The organism is Methanosarcina spelaei (assembly GCF_002287235.1).
In the GTDB taxonomy this organism is placed as follows: Archaea; Halobacteriota; Methanosarcinia; order Methanosarcinales; family Methanosarcinaceae; genus Methanosarcina; species Methanosarcina spelaei.
On sequence record NZ_LMVP01000104.1, the window covers coordinates 1 to 7,613 of the forward strand.

4 protein-coding genes are annotated in these 7,613 nt (G+C 32.0%); 2 read left to right on the top strand and 2 right to left on the bottom strand.

Features of this window, described 5'->3' with window-relative positions; all coding sequences use genetic code 11:
* Window positions 1-74: 74 nt before the first annotated feature.
* Together ASJ81_RS07125 and ASJ81_RS22100 are read right to left on the bottom strand one after the other, a co-directional pair.
* A complete protein-coding gene (locus ASJ81_RS07125; RefSeq protein WP_095643877.1) occupies window positions 75-278 on the bottom strand; it encodes a hypothetical protein in 204 nt (67 codons plus the stop codon).
* Between the two features lie 4,502 nt (window positions 279-4,780).
* The gene (locus tag ASJ81_RS22100; RefSeq protein WP_170943228.1) at window positions 4,781-4,951 is read right to left on the bottom strand and encodes a hypothetical protein; all 171 of its coding nucleotides are present in this window, start codon (window positions 4,949-4,951) and stop codon (window positions 4,781-4,783) included.
* A gap of 1,521 nt (window positions 4,952-6,472) precedes the next feature.
* Between ASJ81_RS22100 and ASJ81_RS07130 the strand changes: the two genes are divergently transcribed.
* Window positions 6,473-6,994 carry a thioredoxin family protein gene (locus ASJ81_RS07130; RefSeq protein ID WP_095643878.1) on the top strand — a complete coding sequence of 174 codons (522 nt, stop codon included), beginning with the start codon at window positions 6,473-6,475 and terminating at the stop codon, window positions 6,992-6,994.
* Window positions 6,995-7,089: 95 nt separating this feature from the next.
* Entirely contained in the window at window positions 7,090-7,323 is a 234-nt protein-coding gene (locus ASJ81_RS07135) for a hypothetical protein (protein WP_095643879.1), read from the top strand.
* Window positions 7,324-7,613 lie beyond the last annotated feature (290 nt).

The following is a 7,613-nucleotide window of genomic DNA, read 5'->3' on the forward strand; positions in this document are numbered from 1 at the left end:
AGCAGTTAAATATGAGAACAGCAGCTAAATATGAGAACAGCAGCTAAATATGAGATTTCCTTTAACAGGGCTTTTCAGATTTCATTAGTTTTTGGTTCGTAAACTGTTTTTGTCTTCCCGCAACGCGTACATACGAAATACTTTTCTCTCACATTTGAAGAATAAACATTCAAACCACCGCTTCTTTTCCATTTATGCAGGCCTATAAAACATAAAATGTTCTTTCTTTTGGATTTCCCGGAAATCTTATATGGAGCTCTTGAGCTCAACAATTTCACTCCTGACTGACCTTCTGGAATTTAAGAAAATTATTTCTATAAATAATATAAAACTATGTTTTAGTTTTTTATTAATATATTGTATGCAGGTAGCCAAATGTTTTAATTTAACTTTGAGTTTGTTTCTTTTACAAAATCACTTCAAATATCAAAACAGAATTGGAATTTACTCAGTGTTTAACCTTTTGTGTACCTGTTGTTACCTCGTGTATTGAACTTTAAAATAGTTTTGAATTTGCGAAGTTATTTCAGGATACAGCACTTTTACATAATTAGGTAACAAACAGACAATAAGCTTTAAAGCACTTATAAAGCTTTGTACGTATACCTATATTCTTCCTTAATGTTTAAAAAATTCTGGTGCTCCAAGTAAATCTAATATATATGCATACACATATATATACATCCCAACGTGGGAATATTTATAAAAAAAGTAAAGTAGTCGTCGATTCGGAGTTACGGATTGCCCATCCTCTCTTAACGATAACTATTTTTTCAGGTAATTTAAAGTAATTTTTTGTTTTAATAACAGGACTTACGTATAACAGGACTTAAGCAACTGAACTGAAAAATCAACAGCATAAAACCATCAACGGTTCAAAATCCAAATTTAATCTAAAGTTTTTGTCGTAATTGATTTTGTTCCTCAAGTACGTAAGTCCTGAATAAGATACAGAGTTTAATATGTTACCATTTTTAATATGTTACTGTTTTTAATTGTTAACGTTCTTTTTTAATATGTTGATATTCTGTCAGAGCCGATCCCAGACCTTGAACTTGAAATAATCATCTAATTTTCAACATGAAAATAGTATAAATTGGGAATGAAATTGGTTTTGGGATGAGCTCTCTCATAATGGACACTATATGAATTTTAACGTAGGGAATATAATCATCAGATGTTGGCTGAAAACTACAGGTGTAGTCATCAAATGTAACTTATAACTACAAGTGTAGTCATCAGAAGTTAACCAAAAACTACAAGTGTAGTCATCAAATGTAACCCATAACTACAAGTGTAGTCATCAAATATTAACCAAAAACTGCAAGTGTAGTCATCAGATATTAGCCGAGGACTACAAGAGAAAATCGTTTACACTTTCGTGTCTCGGTACAGGATTACTAATTGTCTATCCTCTCTAGGAGAGTTTAGGAAATGCATTCATTAAAAGAAAATGCATTCATTAAAATAGCCAACGAATACACTGAATTGCGTACAATCAATGAAGTTAATACTTCCAATAGTCATTCTTGCTCTCCCCCCGGTTTAATTTTTAGATTTCAGATTAAGGATTGCCCATCCTCTCTTAACAATGACTACTTATCTCATTCTTTTTTATGCATTTGTGGACTTTTGGGGCCTATTTTTGGAGTAAATATTATGAGATAAATTTCTAGGAGCAGATAAAAACTTTATCAAAAAATGTTTTTGAGTTTTCTTATCCTGCTAATAAGGATAAGAAAATGTTTACACTTTCGTGTCTCGATACAGGATTACTAATTGCCCATCCTCTCTTTAGGAAATTAGAAATTAAAAATACATTGATTAAAGTCTCCGATGAAAGCTGCAATAGGTCCAACGCTTGTTATAGTTCCAATTGTAAGAATAAAGTCCATTCTAGTTTTCCCCCCTGTAGATTTTATTCTCAAAGACGACTATACATTAGAAGTTTATCTTAATATTAGAATTAACTCTTCTTATCCTGCTAATAAGGATAAGAAAATGTTTACACTTTCGTGTCTCGATACAGGATTACTAATTGCCCATCCTCTCTTTAGGAGATTAGAAAGTAAAATTACATTGCAGAAAATCTCCCCTGAAAGCTTCAATAGGTCCAACGCTTGCTATAGGTCCAATTGTAAGAATAAAGTCCATTCTAGTTTTCCACCCCTGTAGATTTTATTCTCAAAGACGACTATACATTAGAAGTTTATTTTAATATTAAGATTAAACTCTTAATATTTATTCGCCTATGAGATATCACCATATATGAGGTTAATTTATATAAAGTAGAACGAATATATTCTACTAATTATTTAACCGTAATATAAAATCAGAGCTATTTTAACCCGGAAACTTGAAAATACGTCTATATTAAATTTATATTAAAAAAGCACTTAAAATGCTTAAATTTCCAAACCAAAATATAAATACCAATATATATTTATTGATATATTCTATTAATTTTTATAATTATATCACTTCACTTTTGTTTTCAATGTTTCAACTTAAATTTTGCCTGATAACATGAGGTATCGTTCTATGTAGTCTATGGAGTGAGCTAAGATAAATTTAGCATGAAAATGCTGCCATCAGCATTCATTTTCATATAGTTGTGCATGTTATTCAAGGAATATCCATTGGTCATCGGTTAAGGAATTTTCTTGCCTGAAAGCTATCGATTTTGCATTAGAAGCCGTCCTTAAATTTTGGTCTATTTACATAAAATCGATACCCTATTCCAGCTCATAATGCATTAAAATTTTGGGCAAATGTTGTTGAAATTGATGCAATTTGTCACGATTCTTCACTTAACCGAAGACGCATGAAGGAATATCATGTTTGTTTTCATTATGATTCAAAGCCTGTTAGAAGGCCAAATCCCATAGACTACACAATAGCAGTTTTAGAACTCTGTCAAGTCTATGAGAGCTGGACAGATAATGCTTATTTTGGAAGGCAACTAATACTACATATTCGTCTCTTTGTTGTTTTTATAAGTTGAAAATAATTGTTCAGTTATGAAGTAGCTAGATCTAAAAGAGAAACATTAAGCTTGTGTTTGATTATCAATAACAGACGTTTCTAGATTAGATATATTACTTTAACATTTAGGTGATGAATACGAGTTATCCACTCAAAATAATGAAACAAGCTTGATGTTTCTCTTTTTGATTGGGCCACTTTAATTTTATTCAGAAAAAGAAAAGCCTATTACAGTCCGTTCTGTTAAAACAGACATCACTTAAGACATATGTTAAAGTGTCCTCTAAGCATGTGATTAATGGAATATATTTACTGGAAATGTTATTCTTATATTTTAATCAGCTCTATTATATGTGTACGCTTTCCTCTGCGTATTCGTTATGTAGCCACCAGTTCAAGGTAAAGTGAATTCATGGGATTTGTCAATACTGTCTTGAACTGGTGGCTATTATGATCTTTTTTCAATCTCTTACAGTAGCAGGCGTTGCAAATATTTTTTGAATTTTTCAAATTAGAAGGGCAATAAACTCTCTAAGGCATGAGTTTATCTCTTTATAACTCAACTTTCCAGACATTTTTTGACTCTTTGAACATCTGTAAAACTCAGTTGAAAATTATGTTGAATTTTTCTGAGAGTGCTATGAGTAATAATGTAATGTTTATAGTGAAATCTTGCCATTCAATTATTGGAATCATTGTATTTTCCTCCGTTCCTATTCTTTGTATGCTTTTTATATTTTTTCACATTTGCTATTTTATAAACAAGAAGTTCACGTATATATATGGTTTAAATATATATAGTGAAATTTTCTTTTAATATGGCGATAATTAAATTGAAATTTACATGAAAACGCGGTAATACCAATATATTTCCCTCCACTTTTTAACGCTGTACTCTTTCTAAGAAATTTTTACATAGACACTAATTTAAGATAAAATGACCCTAGGAAATTATTATTTTAAATCAGTGTCTAGAAGATTTTTTACCCACCAATCTGCTCAGAGAATGTCAAAGTCATTGAATATTACTCTGAACTTCTGGCACAGAATAATCACAAAGTACTGAATATCCATCAGTTTCCTCCCGATCTTCAATTGATATTCACTATTCTCTTTGGGTACTTTTTGAATAGGCAACAGTTCAAGATAAAGTGAATTCATAGGATTTGTCTACTTAATCTTGAAATGTGGCTATTATAACCATTTTTTCCCAAATATTAACACTATGTGCTACTTTTAGCAATTAACTTATTACAATATTTTTTGGAAGCCTATCTTAATTTTAAGGCTGATATATCTAAGTTTTAATTGCTAGTAGGCATATTAAACATATAGTTTTAGTTTATATAAAGCATATGGAATAAATTTTACTTACAATTAAATAGTCCTGGAAAATCTGGGCGAATTTGACGGGGAAATATGGAATTACTTTTTTATTTGATCACTATTGTAGGTATATCTAAAAATGCCGATAAAAAAACTTTTAAATATTTACTTTTCTATTTTTACCTAAAAATAAAGATTATTTTTAAAAAATAAGTTAAATTTAGCTATTTAATGTAGTTATAATCTGTATAAAAGGATAATTTACTGAAATGAGTGAAAATATTATTTTGAATCCAAACCATAATACCTCGTATTTTTAATTAAAATGAGTATTTTTTTTTCTAGAAGTATAACAGCTAGATTTATTCAAATAATGCATATTTGGGAATTTCTTGACTTCCTGCACCTTAACTATTCTGAAGAAGATAAATTTTCCATTAAACCTTGACATTTCAATTAATTCTCTCGATCACTTCAACTTCTTTTTCTTAACCAGGTTCGCTCTTGAGTCTTCAAAATCAAATCCGACAAGTTTAATATTTTTTGTCGGGAACTCCTTTGCAATAAAAACGAATCGGTCTCCCTGAATAAGTCCTATAAAATTGTAGACCTTATCAGAACGCTTTATCCAGGCAGCCATTAAAGTGCTTGAGAAGGGGCACATATTCTTTAATTTATAAACATTATCTCCCTGGATGTGGGTAAGGATTACTGAACCTTATTTACGAAAAAAATTCTATTTTTCAATACCAACTTCAGAATTGTCATCAAAACCGGTACGGATGACTTCAGGCACAATGTCCACATCCGTTAGTACAACAGCAGCTCTATCGGCCGCAATTACCGTAAAATCAGAAAGATTGATTCCGAAAAGTCACTCCTGAAACCTGAGCATTTCTACAGGCCAGGACAGTCCTTTCGGAAAGACGGACTTTTCGGAAAGACAGACCTTTTGGAAAGACAGCCTCTCGGAAATCACGGCTTTGAATTCAATGTACTGACAATAGTTTTTTGGTCAGCATGCTGGAAATGAAAATGTCTGCCTTTTCATCTCCTGCCAGGTCAAATTCGAAATCTTAAGGAACCCATTCGGAAATTAATTTCCTGATAGTAGATTTCCTGATGGTAAAATCTACACGGATCAGTTACCTGTCAAGTTGTATTCCCTAATCGTAGAGTTGAGCTTTGACAAGTATAAAAAATATGTTTACAGATAGAACATTAGAATTATTATAATCGAGATGACAGGAGGCCAGTAAATAACACTTAATTAGTGTACATTTGTATTCGGTTAAGGATTTTGAGCTGCTGATCTCGATTTCGACGGAAAAACTCAAACCCAAATGTTTAGTGTTTAAATTGAAATCGATATCAGATTCCAGTTTTGCATTTGATGAATAATTTAACAAATTTTATGAAAATCAATGCAATTGATAACGATTTTTCCTTAACCGATGACCAATGAATTAGTGTAATATTGAGAACATAGAAGGATAGAAGTGAACTACCGCTAAAGTAGAGACTTAGCATCTTCCTGAATCATTCTTCCGCCTAATGGCGACAGGTCATAAGCCACTCCGCGTACCATAGGTGAAAAAGTAAGAATATGATATTCAGCGTTTAAGGAATTCTATAAGGGACTTAAAATTGGATTAAATATCAGTAAACAACGCTTTCAGTCCAGAGTCAACAACGGAGAAATCCATCTCATATTTAACACATAGTCTCTCAAAAACAAACAATAAGTCAAGTAAGTCCTTAAAAATGACAGTGAAATATATTCCAGCCTCACCGAAACGAGGAACAAATAGTTAAACGATATTAGGTGTACTCTAAAAAGAATGAATTTGCGGTTCAGTCAACTCAGTACCAGTTTAAGCTAAACTATTAGGTGTACTCTAAAAGCAACATCAACCAAGTACAGGTAAATTGCTATTTTTTCAAATTTTTTATAATAAGGATAAATTGTTCGGCTGTTTTTATTTATTTTCTAGTTATATACATTTATACTCCTAAGTAGAGTAAATTTTGGCTTATTGTTTTAACAATATGGACGTGCAGTCTGAATTACTTTACTAATTAATCATTTGTTACAAGATGTTTACACTTACAGATTTTAAAAAATTAACTGTGCAATATTGAAAATAATGGAAGACCAAACATGAAGAAATCAGTTATATTACTGATCTTGCTTGTATTAGTACTCTTTACAGCTGGATGTGATGAAAAAACTCCACAAAATTCAATAAATTCTGAAGTAAATATGGAGAAAAGTGTTATTGCTATAACCCAACTGGAGCAGTTAAACACATCTCTTCAGAAAACTCCTGTCTTTGTGAAGATAGGATCTAGATGGTGTCCAGAGTGCAGGTCTTTGAAGCCTGTTCTTGATGAATTAGCAGTAGAATATCAGGGAAAAGCAACTATTGCTGCCATAGATGCCGACAAGAACCCAGAACTGGCACAATATTTTAATACGGTGTATATTCCGGACTCATTTGTGATTGTGGGCATTGAAAATGGAACATACGTCTATATGCAGGAGAATGGAAATGTCAGCACAGACAGATCTAAGGCCAGGTTTGTTGGACGAAATGATACTGACGAAGAAATGTTTAAAACAGTTCTGAATTTCTCCCTTATTCAACAGAAAAAAGCAGATGCAAATGACACGAAATGTTGACTAATAGATTTAATCTCAAAATCTGGACATAAATAGAAAAAGCTTAAAGTAAAATTCAATATTTCAAATAAAATTTAAAGAATAGGAGGACAATTATGGTTTGTCCAGTGTGTGTGGTTGGAGGACTTGGATTTATTCTCAGTCGAATTTTTGGGTTCCCTGATGTTTTTGTTGCTTTTGTAGTCGGGATGCTGTCGACTTCGATGGCTTACTGGGTAAATCATATCATGGGAAAAAAGTGGGGGAAAAAGAAAGGTCAACTTGTAGTGCTCAATATCTTGTTAGGGATTACATTCCTGTATTCTCTAAAATTGATAGGATTGTGGTGAGGTAGAAAAAAGATATACTTTAAAATTTCGTGCAACTATTTTGTCCTAACAGTTTTCTGCAGTAAAATTTTGTTCTTTCATATTTTTTATATAATCCATTTTCGTTTGTTCTGCAACCGTTGACCCGAAACCGTTGACCCGAAACCGTTGACCCGAAACCGTTGCGCCGGTTTATCACGCCTATAGGGTTAGGGGATAAGTTTTTCAAATCCAAACGCAACCGCTGAGTCAGTTGATCACGCCGTTATGACTGTTTAGATTTAGCAGTTGTTTTCGCTCAAGCCTTTTTT

Coding starts and splice junctions, on each gene's coding strand:
- ASJ81_RS22100 (WP_170943228.1), bottom strand. CDS start 4,951: ATGGCTGCCTGGATAAAGCGTTCTGATAAGGTCTACAATTTTATAGGA.
- ASJ81_RS07130 (WP_095643878.1), top strand. CDS start 6,473: ATGAAGAAATCAGTTATATTACTGATCTTGCTTGTATTAGTACTCTTT.
- ASJ81_RS07135 (WP_095643879.1), top strand. CDS start 7,090: ATGGTTTGTCCAGTGTGTGTGGTTGGAGGACTTGGATTTATTCTCAGT.